This is a genomic window from Streptomyces sp. NBC_00090 (assembly GCF_045160815.1).
In the GTDB taxonomy this organism is placed as follows: domain Bacteria; phylum Actinomycetota; class Actinomycetes; order Streptomycetales; family Streptomycetaceae; genus Streptomyces.
Map to the genome: position 1 here is coordinate 7135716 of NZ_CP108224.1, position 16561 is coordinate 7152276.

Genomic DNA, 16561 nt, shown 5'->3' on the forward strand with positions numbered 1-16561 from the left:
ACATCGGCATCACCGAGATCACCGAGATCACCGAGATCACCGGCATCACCGACACCGGTGGCACCAGGACTCGCGAACGCCTCAGTCCCGCCGCTCCCCGAACGCGCCCAGGATCCGCTCCGCCGCGAGCGTCGCGGTCAGCTCCCCGTTCCTGACCAGCCGCTCGACCTCCGGGGTGAGCGCCCGGACCGCCGGATGGGAGTGGAGCCGGCCCAGCAGCTCGTCCCGCACCATCGTCCAGGCCCAGTCGACCTGCTGCTCCCGCCGCCGGGCATCGAGCCGGCCCGCGGCGTCGAGGAGCGAGCGGTGGTTCTCCAGCCGCTCCCACACCTCGTCGAGGCCGGTCGACTCGCGCGCGCTGCAGCTGAGGACCGGCGGTGTCCACACCGCCTCCCGGCCGTGCATCAGCCGTAGCGCGCCCGCCAGTTCCCTGGCCGCGGCGCGCGCGTCGGTCGTGTGCGGACCGTCCGCCTTGTTCACCGCCACGACGTCCGCCAGCTCCAGGACGCCCTTCTTGATGCCCTGCAACTGGTCGCCGGTGCGCGCCAGCGTGAGCAGCAGGAAGGAGTCGACCATGTTCGCCACGGCCGTCTCCGACTGGCCGACGCCGACCGTCTCGACCAGGACCACGTCGTAGTCGGCGGCCTCCATGACCACGATCGACTCCCGCGTCGCCTTGGCGACACCCCCGAGGGTGCCGGCGGTGGGGGAGGGGCGGATGAAGGCCGCGGGGTCCACCGCGAGCCGCTCCATCCGTGTCTTGTCGCCCAGGATCGAACCGCCGGTCCGGGTGGAGGACGGGTCGACGGCGAGGACGGCGACCCGGTGCCCGAGGCCCGTGAGCATCGTGCCGAAGGCGTCGATGAACGTCGACTTCCCCACGCCGGGAACGCCGCTGATGCCGATCCGCCGCGCCCGGCCGCTGTACGGCAGCAGCCGGGTGAGCAACTCCTGGGCGAGTGCCCGGTGATCGGGCCGGGTGGACTCCACGAGGGTGATGGCCCGCGCCACGAGGGCGCGCTTCCCCTCGCGCACGCCCTTCACGTACGTGTCGATGTCGATGGCCATGGGATCAGAGATCGTGTCCCAGGTCGGCGGAGAGCCGGCGCACCAGGTCCGCGGCCGCGTCCGGGATCACCGTGCCGGGCGGGAAGACGGCGGCGGCCCCCATTCCGAGGAGCGTGGGGACGTCCTGGGGCGGGATGACCCCGCCGACCACGATCATGATGTCCTCCCGGCCCTCGGCGGCGAGCTCCTCCCGCAGCGCGGGGACGAGCGTGAGGTGGCCGGCCGCCAGCGACGAGACGCCCACGATGTGGACGTCCGCCTCGACGGCCTGTCGGGCCACCTCGGCCGGGGTCTGGAAGAGCGGGCCGACGTCGACGTCGAAGCCCAGGTCGGCGAAGGCGGTGGCGATCACCTTCTGGCCGCGGTCGTGACCGTCCTGTCCCATCTTGGCGACCAGGATGCGGGGGCGCCGGCCCTCGGCCTCCTCGAAGGAGTCGACGAGCGCGCGGGTGCGGTCCACGGTCGGGGACTCGCCTGCTTCGTTGCGGTACACCCCGGAGATCGTACGGATCTGGCCCGCGTGGCGCCCGTACACCTTCTCCAGGGCGTCGGAGATCTCCCCGACGGTGGCCTTCGCGCGCGCCGCGCGGACGGCCAGCTCCAGCAGGTTCCCGGAGCCCCCGGCGGCCCGGGTGAGGTCGTCGAGCGCGTCCTGGCAGGCCCGCTCGTCGCGCTCCGCGCGCAGCCGGCGCAGCTTCTCGATCTGCTGCGCCCGGACGGAGGAGTTGTCGACCTTGAGGACGTCGATCTGCTCGTCCCCGTCGACCCGGTACTTGTTCACCCCGATGACCGGCTGACGCCCCGAGTCGATCCGCGCCTGCGTACGGGCGGCGGCCTCCTCGATGCGGAGCTTCGGGATGCCCGCGTCGATGGCCTTCGCCATGCCGCCGGCCGCCTCGACCTCCTGGATGTGCTGCCAGGCCCGGCGCGCCAGGTCGTACGTCAGCCGCTCCACGTACGCACTGCCGCCCCACGGGTCGATGACCCGGGTCGTGCCCGACTCCTGCTGGATCAGCAGCTGCGTGTTGCGCGCGATGCGCGCCGAGAAGTCGGTCGGCAGCGCGAGCGCCTCGTCGAGGGCGTTGGTGTGCAGCGACTGGGTGTGGCCCTGGGTGGCCGCCATCGCCTCCACACAGGTGCGGGTGACGTTGTTGAAGACGTCCTGCGCGGTCAGCGACCAGCCCGAGGTCTGCGAATGGGTGCGCAGGGACAGGGACTTGGAGTTCTTCGGGTCGAACTCCTTGACCAGCTTGGCCCACAGGAGGCGGGCCGCACGCAACTTGGCCACCTCCATGAAGAAGTTCATGCCGATCGCCCAGAAGAACGACAGGCGCGGCGCGAACGCGTCCACGTCGAGGCCGGCCTCCCGGCCCGCCCGGATGTACTCGACCCCGTCCGCCAGCGTGTACGCCAGCTCCAGGTCGGCCGTCGCCCCCGCCTCCTGGATGTGGTAGCCGGAGATGGAGATGGAGTTGTAGCGCGGCATGTGCTGGGAGGTGAAGGCGAAGATGTCGGAGATGATCCGCATCGACGGCTTCGGCGGATAGATGTAGGTGTTGCGGACCATGAACTCCTTGAGGATGTCGTTCTGGATGGTCCCCGTGAGCTTCTCCGCCGGCACCCCCTGTTCCTCGGCCGCGACGATGTACAGCGCGAGGACGGGCAGCACCGCGCCGTTCATCGTCATCGACACCGACATCTTGTCCAGCGGGATGCCGTCGAACAGCTGCCGCATGTCGTAGATCGAGTCGATGGCCACACCCGCCATGCCGACGTCGCCGGTGACGCGCGGGTGGTCGCTGTCGTAACCGCGGTGCGTCGGCAGGTCGAAGGCGACCGACAGGCCCTTCTGGCCGGCCGCCAGGTTCCGCCGGTAGAAGGCGTTGGACTCCTCGGCGGTCGAGAAGCCCGCGTACTGGCGGATCGTCCACGGCTGGTTGACGTACATCGTCGGGTACGGGCCGCGCAGGTACGGCGCCGTGCCCGGGTACGTACCGAGGAAGTCGACGTCCTCCAGGTCACGCCCGGTGTACAGCGGCTGGACCGCGATGCCCTCGGGCGTCTCCCAGAGCAGGTCGTCCCCGCCGGACGCCCGCTTGACGGCGGCGCGCCACTCCTCGGCGCCGCCGGCGGCGGACGGCGACCCCAGTTCGATCCCGGTGAAGTCGGGGATTCCCATGGTTCCCATCAGGACACTCCCATGCGGTCGAGGGCGGCGGTGAGCACGGCGACCGCGTCGCACCCCGCGAAGACGTACGTGTCGACACCGGCGTACGAGCCGGGCCGGCCGGCCAGGGCGACGTGCCGGGCCCCGGCCTCCCGGAGGGCGGCCGCGGCGGACTCGGCCTGCTCCTCGTACAGGGCGTCGCTGGAGCACAGGCAGACCTCGGTGGCGCCGCTGTCCTCGAACGACCCCTCGGTGACGGGCTCGATGCCGCCCGCCTGGAGAAGGTTGGCGGTGAAGGTGAGGCGTGCCGTGTGTGCGGCGGCGGGTCCGAGGGGCGCCAGGTAGACGCGCGGCCGGGAACCCGTCGCGGCGAGGTGGGCGTCGGAGCGCGCCCGCAGCGCCTCGTACGCCTCGTCGCGCCGGACGCGCGGAAGTCCGCCGCCCGGCTCGGCGGGCGCCGGCTCGCGTGCCACCGGCTTCTCCGCCAGGTGCGGGAACTCGCTAACGCCGGTGACGGGTTCGCGGCGCTTGGCGAGCCGCTCGCTGCGCACCGCCCAGGTGGCGGCGAGCTCCCGGCCGACCAGGCCCGAGCGCAGGGCCGCGGCCTGGCCCCCCGACCGCTCGATCTCCTGGAAGAACTCCCAGGCGGCTCGCGCCAGTTCGTCGGTCAGCGACTCCACGTACCAGGATCCGCCGGCCGGGTCGATCACCCGGGACAGGTGCGACTCCTCGATGAGGATCGTCGAGGTGTTCCGGGCGATCCGACGGGAGAAGGCGTCCGGCAGACCCAGCGCGTGGTCGAAGGGGTGCACGGTGACCGAGTCGGCGCCCCCGACGCCGGCCGCCAGTGTGGCGATCGTCGTGCGCAGCATGTTCACCCACGGGTCGCGGCCCGTCATCATGACCGAGGACGTCACCGCGTGCTGCCGCTGCGCCCCGGCCGCCGGCGCACCGCAGGCCTCGGCCACCCGCGCCCACAGCCGGCGGGCGGCGCGCAGCTTGGCGATGGTCAGGAACTGGTCGGCGGTGGCCGCGTACCGGAACTCCAGCTGCCCGAAGGCCTGTTCCACCGTCAGCCCGCCCTCGGTGAGCGCCCGCAGATAGGCGACACCAGTGGCGAGCGCGCAGCCGAGCTCCTGCGCGGTGGAACCCCCGGCCTCGTGGTACGGCAGGGCGTCCACGGTCAGGGCCCGCAGCTTCGGGTAGGTCTCCGCGCAGCGCCGCGCCAGACCGACGGCGCCGGGGAAGCCGTCACCGTCGTACGCCTCTCCGGTCCGGGCCTCGGTGCCGAGCGGGTCGGCGCCGAGATTGCCGCCGACGGCCTCGGGCGCCACGCCACGCCGTTCGTGGACCGCGAACAGTTCCTCCGCCGCGGCCGAGGTCTCCCGGCCGGCGTCGAGGACGACCGGGGCCAGGTCGAGGTAGACGCCCCGGAGGACCCGGTCGAGCTCCGACACCGGAACGCCGTTCGGCCCGACGGCCAGCCACAGCGAGGTGACGCCGTTCTCCAGGTCGGTGAGGACCGCCTCGGGATCGGCCGTCGTCTGCCGCTGGCGTACGTCCCAGCCGCTCGCGGTGTTGCCCTCCGCCCGGCCGCCGCGGACGAACGGGGCGAAGCCGGGGACGCCGGGATCGGGCGCGCCGTCGGCGGCCGTGTACAGGGGGCGGGCGCGCAGGCCGTCTTCCAGGGCGGTGGACAGCGCGTCCTCGGCCTCGGCGTCCGGTACGTCCTTGCCCGACCTGCTCAGCACGCCCGCCACCAGGCGACGCCACTGCGCGTGGGTCGCTTCGGAGAACTCGGCGGCCAGCGAGAGGCCATCGTCAGGCAGCACAGTCATGCCTCGGATGCTAGGTGAAGGCACTTGAGCGGCAGCAGGGTGATCGGCTGTGACCTTGCCCTCTCCGGGACGGCCTTGATCGGGAAGCGCCTTCCGTGATCGCACGACGGGAGCGGCGCCACGGCTCTCATCAGCAGCCCACCACGGGAAGCCCGGCGAGCGCCGGATGACGCGGACCGAGGAACACCACCCGTTCCGGGCCCGCCCCCAGCCGGGGGAACACTGTCTGGCGCCAGCCCTGGTGACGGAAGAAGGAGAGCGCCGCGGTGTCCCGGTGATCGGGCGCCACCCAGACCCGGTCGTCGAGCGCGGGCACCGTCAGGGTGTCCAGGATCCGCGTCGCCACGCCGCGCCCCCGCGCCGCGGGAGCGACGACCAGGTCCGATATGCGCATGGCTCCGGCAAGCCACTCCTGGGCGCGGCCGGGTCCGAGCAGCGGTTCCCCGGAGTACGGATCCGGGGTGCGCGTGGCCGTTCCGAACGCGCACAGGAGACTGTCCGCCCGTGCCGTCACCGCCAGGAAGCCCGGTGTTCCGGCGTCCGCGGCGATCCGGCGGCGCAGCTCGTCGGCGCGTCGGTCGTCCTGCTCGGGCACCCGGCCGCGCGAGGCGAGCCGCCGCAGATGGACCAGCTCCTCCACGAGCCCGAGGGCGGCGTCTCCCGGATAGACCACCGTGGTGATGTCCATGAACCATCCTCTTCTTGCGAACTGTTGTGGTGCCGGGGGCGGAGCACGGGGTGCCCCGCCCCCGGCCGGAGGCCGTCCGGGTCAGGACGCGGGGAGCTCACCGCGGACGATACGGGCGGCCGCCACGAGGTTCTCCAGGGAGGCGCGGGTCTCGGGCCGGCCGCGGGTCTTCAGGCCGCAGTCGGGGTTGACCCAGAGCCGCTCGGCGGGGATCGCCCGGAGAGCGGTGCGCAGCAGCTCGGCCACCTCCTCCCGGTTCGGGACACGGGGCGAGTGGATGTCCCAGATGCCGGGCCCGGCTTCGCGCGGGTAGCCGTGGGCGGAGAGTTCGCGGGCGACCTGCATGTGGGAGCGGGCCGCCTCCAGGCTGATGACGTCGGCGTCGAGGTCGTCGATGGCCTGGACGATGTCGCCGAACTCGGCGTAGCACATGTGGGTGTGGATCTGGGTGGCCGAGCGCACCCCGCCGGTGGTGAGACGGAACGCCTCGGTGGACCAGTCCAGGTAGTCGGGGTGGTCGGCGGAGCGCAGCGGCAGCGTCTCGCGCAGGGCGGGTTCGTCGACCTGGATCACCGTGATGCCGGCGGCCTCCAGGTCGGCGACCTCGTCGCGCAGGGCGAGGGCGACCTGGCGCGCGGTGGCGGCGAGGGGCTGGTCGTCGCGGACGATGCGCTCCTCGTATCCGGCACCGTCGATGACCCCGGCCCGCAGCTCGGCGCGGGCGGTGCGCAGTTCACCGGTCTGCGGGAAGGAGCCGATGGTGGTGGTCGGCAGCAACGGCAGCCGCAGGAGCGCCCGTTGCGCGGAGGTCCTCTCCGCGTACGGCTGGGAGCGGCGGGGCGTCGGACCCGGTGACGGCGGCGGCGCGGGCCCGTACCGCCGGGTCGCGCGTGATCGGCGAGCCGGCGCGGGAGGTCAAGCCGGCCCGGTTGACCGCCAGTTGGCCGGAGACGGCGCCGGTGCCGCCGCCGAGACCCTTGGCGAGCGTGACGATCTCGGCGGTCTTCTGCCGGGCGAAGGAGAGCCACCGCTGGATCCGGGGATCGATGTCCCGCTCGACGGCGGCGTCGAGCGGGACGTGGAGCAGGGAGCAGGAGGCCGACACGTCGACCCGGTCGGCGAGACCGAGGAGCGTGCCGAGGGTGGCGAGGGACTTCTCCAGGTCGTTGATCCAGATGTTGCGGCCGTCGACCACTCCGGCGATCAGACGCTTGCCCGGCAGTCCGCCGGCGGCGGCGAGCGCGTCGAGGTTGGCCGAGGCCCGTCCGGTGAAGTCGAGCGCGAGCCCTTCGACCGGAGCCTTGGTCAGAACGGGCAGGGCGTCGCCGAGCCGGTCGAAGTACGAGGCGACGAGCAGCCGCGGCCGGTCGGTGAGCGCACCGAGCTCCCGGTAGGCCCGGGCGGCTCCGTCACCGAGGTGTCGACCGGCGGCGCCATGGGGTCGGTGAAGGTCTCCGTCGAGGGCGGGGAACTGACCGCCGCGATCACCAAGGACGCGGTCGAGGACCTCGGCCTGAACGCGGGCACCTCCGTCGTCGCCCTGATCAAGTCGACCGAGATCTCCCTCGCCTCCGCCTGATCCCCCTGCCGGAGCCGGAACGGCAGGAGGGGCTGTCCGTTCCCCCGGGACGGACAGCCCCTCGCGATACACGTGATCCGGACGGGTTGCGGCTTCCAGAAGCCGTCACCCGTTACGGCTTCTGGAAGCCGGCGCCCTGGAGGATCTTCTGGCCCTCGGGCGAGGACAGCCAGGCCACGAACGCGGCTGCGGCCTCGGCGTTCTTGGAGTCCTTGAGCGTGGCGGCCGGGTACGTGGCGATGGCGTTCTGCGCGTCCGGGATCTCGACGGCGTCGACCTTGTCGGCGGCGGAGGCGGCGTCGGTCTTGTAGACGAGACCGGCGTCGGCCTCGCCCAGCTCGACCTTGCTCAGCACGGCGCGGACGTTCGGCTCCTGGGAGACCGGCTTCACCGTGATCTTCTGCGCGTCGAGGACCTTCTTGCTGTACTTGCCCGCGGGCACCTCGGGAGCGGCGAGGACGACCTTGAGCCTGGTGTCGGCAAGGTCCTTCAGCTCGTCGACCTTGAAGGGGTTGCCCTCGCCGGTGGCGATGACGAGCCGGTTCTTCGCGATGATCGCCGGGGTGCCGGTGTCGGCCTTGACCTTGTCCATGCTCTTGGTGTCGGCGGTGACCAGGACGTCGGCGGGCGAGCCCTGCGACACCTGGGCGACGAGCTCCTGCGAGCCGGCGAACGAGAAGGTGATCCTCGTGCCCGGGTGGGCCTTCTCGTAGGCGGCACCGGCCGTCTTGAACACGTTGGTGAGGGACGCCGCCGCGAGGACGGTCAGGTTCGCCCGGGGCGCGGCACTCGCGGAACCGGAGGGTGTGGACCCGGCGGTGCCCTTCTCGGCGTCGTCGTTGCCGCAGGCGGCGAGGGGGACCAGCAGGGCAGCGGTGAGGGCGGCAGCGGCGGCACGGCGTCTCGTGAGGGTGAGGGCGAGGGACATGAGGGTCTGAACTCCATGGGGACGAAAGGAAAGTGCGGAGCGGTGGGCCGGCCGCGCCGACGGACCAGGGGGTGTCTGCCGGTCAGGTGCGGTCGATGTGCACGCTGGTCGACTTCACGCGGGCGGTGGCCTGCATGCCGACTTCCAGTCCCAGTTCCTCCACGGCCTCACGGGTGAGGAGGGAGACCAGCCGGTGCGGACCGGCCTGGATGGTGACCTGGGCCGCGATGTCGCCGAGCTTGATCGCGGTGACGATGCCGGGGAACGCGTTGCGCGCAGAGGTGTACGACGAGTCGTCCTCGCCGTCGCCCTGCGCGATCTCCACGGAGAACGCGGCCAGGGACGTGCCGTCGATCACCCGCCGGCCGCTCTCGTCGCGGTGGGTCGCGACCCGGCCCGCGTCGGCCCAGCGCCGCGCGGTGTCGGGGCTCACGCCCAGCAGACGCGCCGCCTGGCCGATGGTGTAGGACTGCATGTGCCACACCGTAGGGCGGTCTGGCTCTCATCTGCAACAATCTTGTGGGACTCTCCATGGCGAATGCGAGATGAGTCGTACGAAGGGACGAGAGGAGCCGTCCAGCGGTCTCAGCCCTCGGACGCCGGGGCTCAGGGGAGTCGTGGGCGTTGCGGAAGCCCGCGCGGAAACGCACGATGCCGCGCTCGTGAGCGACGCGTACCCGACTCGTATATCGCCTCGTGCATACGGGAAGGCGGGCAGGGACCTGTCCCGCCTCGACCCACGACACGGACCTGCGCGCGGCGGTGCTCCGCCGCTGACGTTCCCGGACCGGTCAGGGCACGTCGATGTGCACGCTCGTCGACTTCACCCGCGCGGTCACCGTGACGCCGACGTCCAGCCCCAGCTCTTCGACGGCCTCGCGCGTCACGAGCGACACCAGCCGGTGCGGACCGGACTGGACCTCCACCTGCGCGGCGACGTCGTCGACCCGTACGGCCGTCACGATCCCCACGAAGGAGTTCCGGACGGAGGTCGGCACGTCGTCCTGCGGAACGGCGTGCAGTCCCGCACCCCGTTCCTTCGCGAAGAGGGCCAGAGCCGTACCCTCGATGACCCGCTTACCGGCCCCGTCGCGCTCCATGCCCAGCCTGCCGCCGTCCGCCCACCGGCGAACGGTCTCCGAACTCACTCCGAGCAGCTGCGCGGCCTGCCCAATGCTGTACGACGGCACACCCGCACTCTAGGCCACGTCGGGCGCGGAGCTTCTTCCGGGTCTATGTCGATTTCACCCTTCAAGGACACTCTCGTACTCTATCGTTCGATAGTCCGAAAAGAGCAGCGGTGAGTGAGGTGGGCGATGACGGAGAGAGTCGACGACGGTCCGGTCACGACCTGGAAGGGCTTCTTCGACCGGCCGACCACGGGGAAAGCGGTCCTGGTGATCGCCGCGTACCTGGCCTACTACCTGCTCGTCGGCCTCGCCATCGGCGCCGTCTTCGGTGACGAGGTCGACGAGGGCAACGTGCTGGCGACCGGTGCAAGCATCTTCTTCGCCTTGATGCTGCCCATCGCGATCGGCGCCGTCACCCTGCTCGGCTTCACCGCCTCCATCGGCCGGCTCCACTCCGTCTTCGGCAGGCAGACGGTCGCGGGCCGGCCCTGGATGTGGATCGGCCCCGCGCTCGTGATCACCGCCATCGTCGCCCATGCCGCTGCCACCGACTGGAGCAGCTGGCAGCCGGAGCAGATCGTCCTCATCGCCCTCCTCGGCGTCTGCGTGGGCCTCGCCGAGGAACTCGCGACACGTGGCCTCGCGGTCCAGATGCTGCGCGGCGCCGGTCACTCCGAGCGGTTCGTGATGGTCGTGTCCTCGCTCCTGTTCTCCCTCATGCACGTGACCAACGTGCTGTCCGGGATGAAGGTGAGCACGGTGCTCCTCACCGTCGTCTACACCTTCGGCTTCGGCGTGTGCATGTACCTCACGATGCGCGTGACCGGCACCATCTGGGCCGCGATCGCCCTCCACGCCCTCACGGACCCGACGACCTTCCTCGCCAGCGGCGGCGTCGACGAAGCCGTCACGAACCAGACCGGAGGCTGGTCCGCCCTCGCCTCGACGGTCGCGATCCTCATGATCGCCTTCTCGTTCGTGGCCGTCTTCCTGGTCCGCGGGAACCGACGCGTCCCCGTGGGCGGCTGATCGCCGAGCCGCCGCACACGCACGGGAAGGGCGGCCAGGCTGGTGCCTGGCCGCCCCTTCGTGCGGGCCTTCCCGCCCACTACGGCTCGGGAAAGCGCGTCCGTACGAGGCCGAGGAACCGGGCCATCGACGGAACCCGGGACGCGACGATCAGATGATCGGAAAGAAGCCCCTGGCTAGGCCGGGCGCCAGTCGGGCCGACGGCCGCTGAGGCCGATCACGCGGTCCAGGAGGGGCGCGCCGTCCGGCACCGCGACGACGGGGCCGAAGAACCCCTCGCCGGAGGCGTCGTCGGCCGGAGTCAACAGAGCCTCGGAAACCCTCAGCTCCGCCTCGCTCACCTCGTACGCCTGACCGCTCGCCCGCGCCAGGTCCCAGCCGTGGATCAACAGCTCGTCGAGCGCGACCCGGCCCATGACGGCGGCCGGCAGCTCGACCCCGCCCGCCCGCGTGTCCCCCTCCCAGGCGCCAGGCTCCCGCCAGGCGGCGGCCAGCTCTTCCAGCGCCTTCGGCAGGGCCGTCCGCCAGTCGTCCGCCAGCACCGGACGGGACGAGCCGGGCGGCGTGCCGGTCGTCGGCCCGAACTGCTTGCGGGCCGCGTCGCGAAAGGCGACGCTGAGCCCCGCGACATGAGCGAGGACCTCCCGTACCGCGTACTCGGGGCAGGGCGTCGGGTCGCCGAGCTGCTCGTCGCCGATGCCCTCCGCGAGCCGGGCGACGCGCTCCGCGGCCGCCCCCAGATCGATCAGCCCCGTGCGTGAAGTGTTTTCCATGCAGGGCAGACCGCCGGGCCACCCGAAACTCATCGCTCCGCGCCCCGGGTTCTTCGGCTACAGCCAGTCCCGCCGCTTGAAGATGAAGTACGGGCTCGTGCCTGGTCCGTCGCTCCGGCGCTGTGCACCGCCCACGTCCGCCGAATCACGCCCGGTGCGTCGCCGCTGCCCACGGCGAACGAGAGGAAGGAGAAGGCCGACTGCTCTTCGCCTTCCAACGTGCCGATTTCCAGAGTGCCGCCGAGGACCTTCTCGATGAGGCTGTCGAGCCTGCTTCCGATGTCGTTTGCGGCGTCTTCCTGAGTCAGGAAGTGCGCGTCGGCCGCCCTGGCTACCTGTGCGCCATTGGCGCCAGCCGCCACGTGCGTGGCCCGCCCGGGCACGACCACCGCGATCGACCGCGCGGACGTGTAGGCGCGTCCCGCTCGGCCTATGGCGTTCAGGAGCTGGGTCCGTGAGCGGCGTTCACGCTCGGTTGCTGACGCATTCTGGTCGAACCCCATCTGTGTCCCGCCGATCACCACCGCAGTGGCTGGCAGGTTCAGGCCTTGCGAGAGCGTGCCCGTTGCGAAGAGCACTCGTATGCGGTCCCGGTCGAAGGCCATCTCGCTGGCCCGTTGTTCCTCCCTCAATAGCGCGCCGGTGTGTACTCCCACACCCTTCGCGAGGGCTTCCCTCAGCTGGACGCGACACCCAGCTCTGCGTCCGCCAGGTCCAGCAGGACGTCGATGTCCCCGTCGGCGCCGGTAGGCACCCAGCTAGGGGAACCGGGCTGCTTCACGGCTTGGGTGAAACAGTCGTGCCGGTTCTGCGGGAGGAAAGCGATGACACGGTGGTCGTCTCGGAGAGACCAGGGGGGCCGGACCAGCGCGTAGTCCGCGGGTTCGCTGGATGTCCAGGCTCCTTGAAGTCCCACTAGCAGCGATATGGGGGCCTTGTAGTCGAGCATCTTTCGACGGGTGGGAAGCGTAGCCAGGTCCCTCTCTGCGATGGAGCGAGCGGTTTCGTTACCTGTCCTGTCGAATCCTGCGATGGCGCGCAGTGTCCTCGTGGGACGCCACGGGTGGCTGATGGACACGGCTTCGACCCCGGTCGCCGTGGTGAGCCACTCTGCGAGTTCGTCCGCGTTGGCAACCAGCGCTGACAGGAACAGGGTCCTGACGTGCGGAGCTCGGTGCAGCACTTCGGCGATGACCAGCTCGGTGAGAGCGCCACGTCCGTGAGGTTCCTCGATGAGGTGCGCCTCGTCGAGGACACACAGTCTGAGAGGGCGGTTCGTGACTCTATGAGCAGTTATGTCGCCGTGTCCGCCCGCATCGTGGACGGAGTATTGTTCGAGACCGTCGTGGTCGAGAACTCCCCCGATTGGCAGACGACATGGTGAGGGTCGAAGAGCTGGAGGCCGCGCTGCCTTCGATGACACGGTGGCGTGTGCCAGGCGGACGCAGCGTGGACTGGGCCGCCCTCGAGGCGGGCCTCGGGACGGCGCTGCCCTCGGACTTCCGCTCACTGGCGGAGGTGTACCCGGTGCTTGTCATCGATGATTTCCTCATGGTGTCCCTTCCGACGCCCGGCGACGAGGCGCCATGGGCGTCCGAGTCCAGGGACGACGAGATCCTTCAGGATCTGTACGAGATGGGCGACACCGAGGACTACGTTCCCTACCCGCAGCCGGGAGGCCTGATCTCCTGGGCGTCGTCCAATTCGGGGGACACCTTCTACTGGAGGACGAGCCCTGCGGACCCGGACGCATGGCCGGTGGTCGTCCGCACGGACAACGCCGACTGGATCGAGTTCCCAGTCGGTGCCGTCGAGTTCCTGGCCGGCGTGTACGGGCGCACCATCGACGTGTCGGGCATGCCCAGGAACTTCCCCAGCGACGACCCGAAGGTGCTGGGCCTGAGCGACCGCATCGACTGATCGGCAACTCAGAGGGTGCATGTGAAGTTGGTGCCCGTGTTGCCCTTTCACTTGAGGCGAGCGGCCTGGCCGCGGGTTCGCTGGGCGGCTATGGCCGCGGCTGGGTGAACAAGCCCTGCTCGGCCTCGACCAGGATTCCGCGTTCGACCAGCCGCTTGAGCTTCAGGCGGACGTTGTTGATGTTGTTGGGCGCGATCTCCACGTCTATCGCCTCGCACACCGCTCGCGCCCGCAGCGGGGCGTCGGCTGTGGCGAACACTGCCATGATCTGGTGGTAAGCCGGATGGTCCGGCAGTTTCGCGGTCGGCGGCGCGGGCGGCCGCGGATCGGGCAGCTCGAGCAGCGTCTTGCGGGTGATCCGGATCTCCTCGGTGACCCTGCCGAGCCCGTCCAGAAGCACGGTCAGCTCGGCGATCTTCTCCCGGGCCGTCTCGGCCTGCGCGGCGATCTCCCGCTCCCGCTCCTCCAGGCGCGCGATCAGGCCGGAGGTCTCGACGTCGACCAGAGCCCAGTCGTTCGCGTAGTCGGGCAGGTGTGACACGTCGAGCGCGGCGGCGAAGGGCATGACAGTAAGGATGATCCGGACGCGATCCCGGCTTCAACCCGAATGCTGATTTGTCCCCGCAGTCTTACCGAGAGACCATCCCGAAACTTTGGGCCGTTCTTTCGGGCCGAACGGTTCCCGGAGGCCGCCTCTGGCAAAAAGAACCTCCCGAAGGAGGGTCAGTCGCGGAGCGCCCCCGGCCGGACTCGAACCTGCGGCCAAGTCCTCAGAAGGCACTTGGCGGGGTGGGAGCGTGTGGCGGCTCCGACCTTCGTAAACGCGCCCAGCTGCTGCCCTTGCCCAGAACTGCTAGGAACCAGGGGGCGGTGTGAGCCCTGGCTCGATCGTCGAGCGGAGGTAGATCCGGGTCGTGCCCGGTGTGTATTCGTGAGAGAACACCTTCACGCAGTACGCGAGGTGCTCGGCATCGGGCGAATCGACGTTGTCGGGGCAGAACCCTCCCATCAGCATCCCGTCGACGAGTGTCTCGGGCTCCGGAAGCCTGAGGTGCGTGAATCCGGCTGCCGGACGGTAGTCCGCCGGTTCGGGCTCCACGTTGCGGATCATGCGGGCACCCTTGGGTGTCAGCGGAGCCAGGTACGCCTTCGCTTCGAGGGTCGGCAGTGTGAAGCTGAGTAGCCCCGTGTCGTACCGCTCGCCGACCTTGTATCCGGCCCGCCGGTCCGCGGCCTTCTCGGGGACGCGCAGGCCGATCTGCTCACTCATCCACGCGGGCGTGGCTCCGGTCTCCCAGCAGCACTCCTTCTCCTTCCGGGCAGAGTCGGAGAGCCACTTGTCCGCGATCAGGTAGAACGTGCCGAGGGCCACGATGACGACTCCCACGAGCCCCGCGGCTGCGACAAGCAGCCGACGCCTCAGGCGTGAGCCACCTGGCCGCACGCTGTCCACAGCACTCACCTGCCTGTACCTGCCCGTCCTTCGCGTGTCTCCCGACCGTTGTCCGTGCGGCCTCCCTCGCGGCCCGGCTCGTCGGGTTCTGGTAGCGGACCGTCGTTCGGCGTCGAGGAGCCGAGATCGTAGTGCTTGACGGAGCTGCTTCCTGACATGTCGAACTCCTGTGCGAGACCTGTCGTGTGCAGTCGTGTGCCATCTGGCCGTCGGGAATGTCCATCACGCCGAAGATGTCCACGCCCTTGTTCTCGTCCCAGTTGTAGCGGTCCCAAGCGTTGGCTTGGTAGTCGAGGCCGACCTTGGGGTTGCCGTCGGCATCAGGGACGACTGTGACGACGCCGGTGACGTTCGCCCTGGTGGAGCCGACTGCGTAGAACCAGTTCTGGTTGCTCTCCTGGGTGAAGCTGTAGTCGTTGATGTTGGGCGTCTCCACCGGGATCGACACCGGCTTCCCGTCATTGGCCTTGAACTCGGCGAGAGCCATCTCCCGCCATTCGTCTTGATACATCCTGATGTGCCCGTCGATGTGCTTCCTGAAGCCGTCGTCGTCGGCCATCATCTTGTCGACGGGCAGGTTGATGGGTTTGCCGTCGTTGTCCAGGTAGTGATCCATGTGGCGGCCCGCGTCGACCAAGTCCATCGCGTCCGCGCCTTCCGTGATCCCCCGCATCTTCGCGAGGGTGGCCCACTCCTGGAAGCCCGGCTTCTCCACGTCGTACGGACCCGATCCCTTGTCCGGGGCGATCTGCTTCATCGAGGGGCTGAGCAGCCCGGCCGCCACCAGGTTGTTTTCTTGTTTCGCCCACAGCTCCGCCCTGGCTTCCGGACTCAGCGAACGCCACAGACGTACCAGCTCGGCGCGTTGTTCGTCGTTCGCGCCCTTGCCGAGCGATGCGAGCTTGGTCGCGCGGGGCAGCTGGTCCTCGTCGAGCGAGGTGTATACGGCATGGCCGGCGTTGTGCACATCGCCGCCGTGGCTGCGCCGCAGGGCCCGGGTGGCGGCGGCGTCGATCTCAGCGGCATGGGAGAGGAGACCGGTGAGGGTGTCCGCGTACCACCGCATCAGGTCCTTGGTGCGCTGCGTCGTCCCCTCCGGGGTGCACATCGCCTCCATGACTCGGACGGTGCCGTTGTCGCCGTCCGTCACCAGCAGACCGGGGTCCTTCTCCGAGCCCTTGGCGGCTTCCTCGGTGAGCGTCTTCGCCCGCTTCTGGATGCTGACGAGCTCAGTGTGGGCGTCCGCGAGAACGGCGTGGATGCTGGTGGCCTCGGACTTGAGATCCGTGATCTCCTTCGCGGCGCCGGCCACGAACTCCCTGGTGACGTCGGCATTGACGCCCTTCCACCGGGCCTGTTCCGACCTGCGCAGCAAGCCATCCCTGGCGGCGGTCTCCAGCTTGGCGAGCTTGGCGGCCATGGCCTTCCAGTCACCGACGGCGGTATCGAGCTTGCCGAGGTCCATGCCCATGAGGTCGGTATACGTGAGCGTCATCGGTCCACCGTCCTTCAGCGCACGTACTTGGAGATCTCCGAGACCGACACGGCGGTGCCGTCGCGGTGCCGCAGCGAGTCTTCGATGCGCTTGTCGTTCTGCGCGTACGACCTCTTCGAGTAGTCGAGGTGGTTCGAGATGTGTGCGCACATCTGCAGGACCGTCTTCACCTGTGAATCCCACACGGAGAGTGTGGTCAGCAGCTCATTGCCCATCGTCATGTGCCGGAAAGACAACTCGTTGGCGGCCTGCGCCGTCGACCCCTCCCCGCTCTTGTCGCTGCCGACGCCCGCGATGTCGGCCTCTTCGCGTAACTGCTCGTGCAGCAGATATGCCTCGTGCCCCACGGCACCCAGGTCGTCCTGTGTGACGACCAGATTCATCGGGCCCGAACCCGCATCTCCGGGACCGGCCGAGTTGAGCTGAGTGCCCGCCGACTGTCGATCCCGTGACGCGGACACGACCGCGGCCCAATCGTCATCGAACCCCATGG

16 protein-coding genes and 2 pseudogenes are annotated in these 16561 nt (G+C 70.1%); 4 read left to right on the forward strand and 14 right to left on the reverse strand.

Annotated features, from left to right (window positions below):
* Window positions 1-81 precede the first annotated feature (81 nt).
* The 5 genes and pseudogenes from meaB to OG361_RS31765 all read right to left on the reverse strand — a co-directional run.
* The gene (meaB, locus tag OG361_RS31745; RefSeq protein WP_405858988.1) at window positions 82-1068 is read right to left on the reverse strand and encodes a methylmalonyl Co-A mutase-associated GTPase MeaB; all 987 of its coding nucleotides are present in this window, start codon (window positions 1066-1068) and stop codon (window positions 82-84) included.
* Window positions 1069-1072: 4 nt separating this feature from the next.
* Window positions 1073-3247, reverse strand: coding sequence for a methylmalonyl-CoA mutase (gene scpA / locus OG361_RS31750; RefSeq protein ID WP_384561530.1), 2175 nt, complete (start codon window positions 3245-3247; stop codon window positions 1073-1075).
* Window positions 3248-3255: 8 nt separating this feature from the next.
* The gene (locus OG361_RS31755; RefSeq protein WP_405858990.1) at window positions 3256-5073 is read right to left on the reverse strand and encodes a methylmalonyl-CoA mutase family protein; all 1818 of its coding nucleotides are present in this window, start codon (window positions 5071-5073) and stop codon (window positions 3256-3258) included.
* A gap of 130 nt (window positions 5074-5203) precedes the next feature.
* Window positions 5204-5761: a GNAT family N-acetyltransferase gene (locus OG361_RS31760; RefSeq protein ID WP_405858992.1), complete on the reverse strand. Its 558-nt coding sequence runs from the start codon at window positions 5759-5761 to the stop codon at window positions 5204-5206.
* Window positions 5762-5842: 81 nt separating this feature from the next.
* Window positions 5843-7160, reverse strand: a pseudogene (locus tag OG361_RS31765) (hypothetical protein); the annotation flags it as partial.
* A gap of 3 nt (window positions 7161-7163) precedes the next feature.
* Between OG361_RS31765 and OG361_RS31770 the strand changes: the two are divergent.
* A pseudogene (locus OG361_RS31770) lies at window positions 7164-7340 on the forward strand (TOBE domain-containing protein); the annotation flags it as partial.
* Between the two features lie 112 nt (window positions 7341-7452).
* Here the strand turns inward: OG361_RS31770 and modA are convergent.
* From modA to OG361_RS31785, 3 genes are all read right to left on the reverse strand, one after another.
* The gene (gene modA, locus OG361_RS31775; RefSeq protein WP_405858994.1) at window positions 7453-8268 is read right to left on the reverse strand and encodes a molybdate ABC transporter substrate-binding protein; all 816 of its coding nucleotides are present in this window, start codon (window positions 8266-8268) and stop codon (window positions 7453-7455) included.
* An 82-nt stretch (window positions 8269-8350) separates the two neighbouring features.
* Window positions 8351-8743 carry a molybdopterin-binding protein gene (locus OG361_RS31780; RefSeq protein WP_405858996.1) on the reverse strand — a complete coding sequence of 131 codons (393 nt, stop codon included), beginning with the start codon at window positions 8741-8743 and terminating at the stop codon, window positions 8351-8353.
* 316 nt (window positions 8744-9059) lie between these two features.
* The gene (locus OG361_RS31785) at window positions 9060-9458 is read right to left on the reverse strand and encodes a molybdopterin-binding protein (protein ID WP_405858998.1); all 399 of its coding nucleotides are present in this window, start codon (window positions 9456-9458) and stop codon (window positions 9060-9062) included.
* 126 nt (window positions 9459-9584) lie between these two features.
* Here OG361_RS31785 and OG361_RS31790 point away from each other — a divergent pair, with 126 nt between their 5' ends.
* Window positions 9585-10427 carry a CPBP family intramembrane glutamic endopeptidase gene (locus OG361_RS31790; protein ID WP_405859000.1) on the forward strand — a complete coding sequence of 281 codons (843 nt, stop codon included), beginning with the start codon at window positions 9585-9587 and terminating at the stop codon, window positions 10425-10427.
* Between the two features lie 176 nt (window positions 10428-10603).
* Here the strand turns inward: OG361_RS31790 and OG361_RS31795 are convergent, their stop codons facing one another.
* Complete coding sequence (locus OG361_RS31795; protein WP_405859002.1) at window positions 10604-11200, reverse strand: TIGR03086 family metal-binding protein; 597 nt, start codon at window positions 11198-11200, stop codon at window positions 10604-10606.
* 29 nt (window positions 11201-11229) lie between these two features.
* Window positions 11230-11856 (reverse strand): helicase-related protein, encoded by a 627-nt coding sequence (locus OG361_RS31800; protein WP_405859003.1) that lies wholly within the window; start codon window positions 11854-11856, stop codon window positions 11230-11232.
* A 518-nt stretch (window positions 11857-12374) separates the two neighbouring features.
* On the opposite strand from OG361_RS31800, the gene OG361_RS31805 reads away from it, so the two are divergent.
* Both OG361_RS31805 and OG361_RS31810 read left to right on the forward strand, forming a co-directional pair.
* Window positions 12375-12584: a hypothetical protein gene (locus tag OG361_RS31805; RefSeq protein WP_405859005.1), complete on the forward strand. Its 210-nt coding sequence runs from the start codon at window positions 12375-12377 to the stop codon at window positions 12582-12584.
* Between the two features lie 65 nt (window positions 12585-12649).
* Window positions 12650-13120, forward strand: a complete 471-nt coding sequence (locus tag OG361_RS31810; RefSeq protein WP_405859007.1) for a hypothetical protein — start codon at window positions 12650-12652, stop codon at window positions 13118-13120.
* An 88-nt stretch (window positions 13121-13208) separates the two neighbouring features.
* Here the strand turns inward: OG361_RS31810 and OG361_RS31815 are convergent, their stop codons facing one another.
* The 4 genes from OG361_RS31815 to OG361_RS31830 form a co-directional block, all read right to left on the reverse strand.
* On the reverse strand, window positions 13209-13685 hold the full coding sequence (locus OG361_RS31815; protein WP_405859009.1) for a hypothetical protein: 477 nt from the start codon (window positions 13683-13685) through the stop codon (window positions 13209-13211).
* 288 nt (window positions 13686-13973) lie between these two features.
* Window positions 13974-14390: a hypothetical protein gene (locus tag OG361_RS31820; RefSeq protein ID WP_405859011.1), complete on the reverse strand. Its 417-nt coding sequence runs from the start codon at window positions 14388-14390 to the stop codon at window positions 13974-13976.
* Window positions 14383-16068 carry a hypothetical protein gene (locus OG361_RS31825; protein ID WP_405859013.1) on the reverse strand — a complete coding sequence of 562 codons (1686 nt, stop codon included), beginning with the start codon at window positions 16066-16068 and terminating at the stop codon, window positions 14383-14385. Before OG361_RS31825 ends, OG361_RS31820 begins: the two co-directional genes overlap by 8 nt.
* A gap of 14 nt (window positions 16069-16082) precedes the next feature.
* Window positions 16083-16451: a hypothetical protein gene (locus OG361_RS31830; RefSeq protein ID WP_405859015.1), complete on the reverse strand. Its 369-nt coding sequence runs from the start codon at window positions 16449-16451 to the stop codon at window positions 16083-16085.
* Window positions 16452-16561 lie beyond the last annotated feature (110 nt).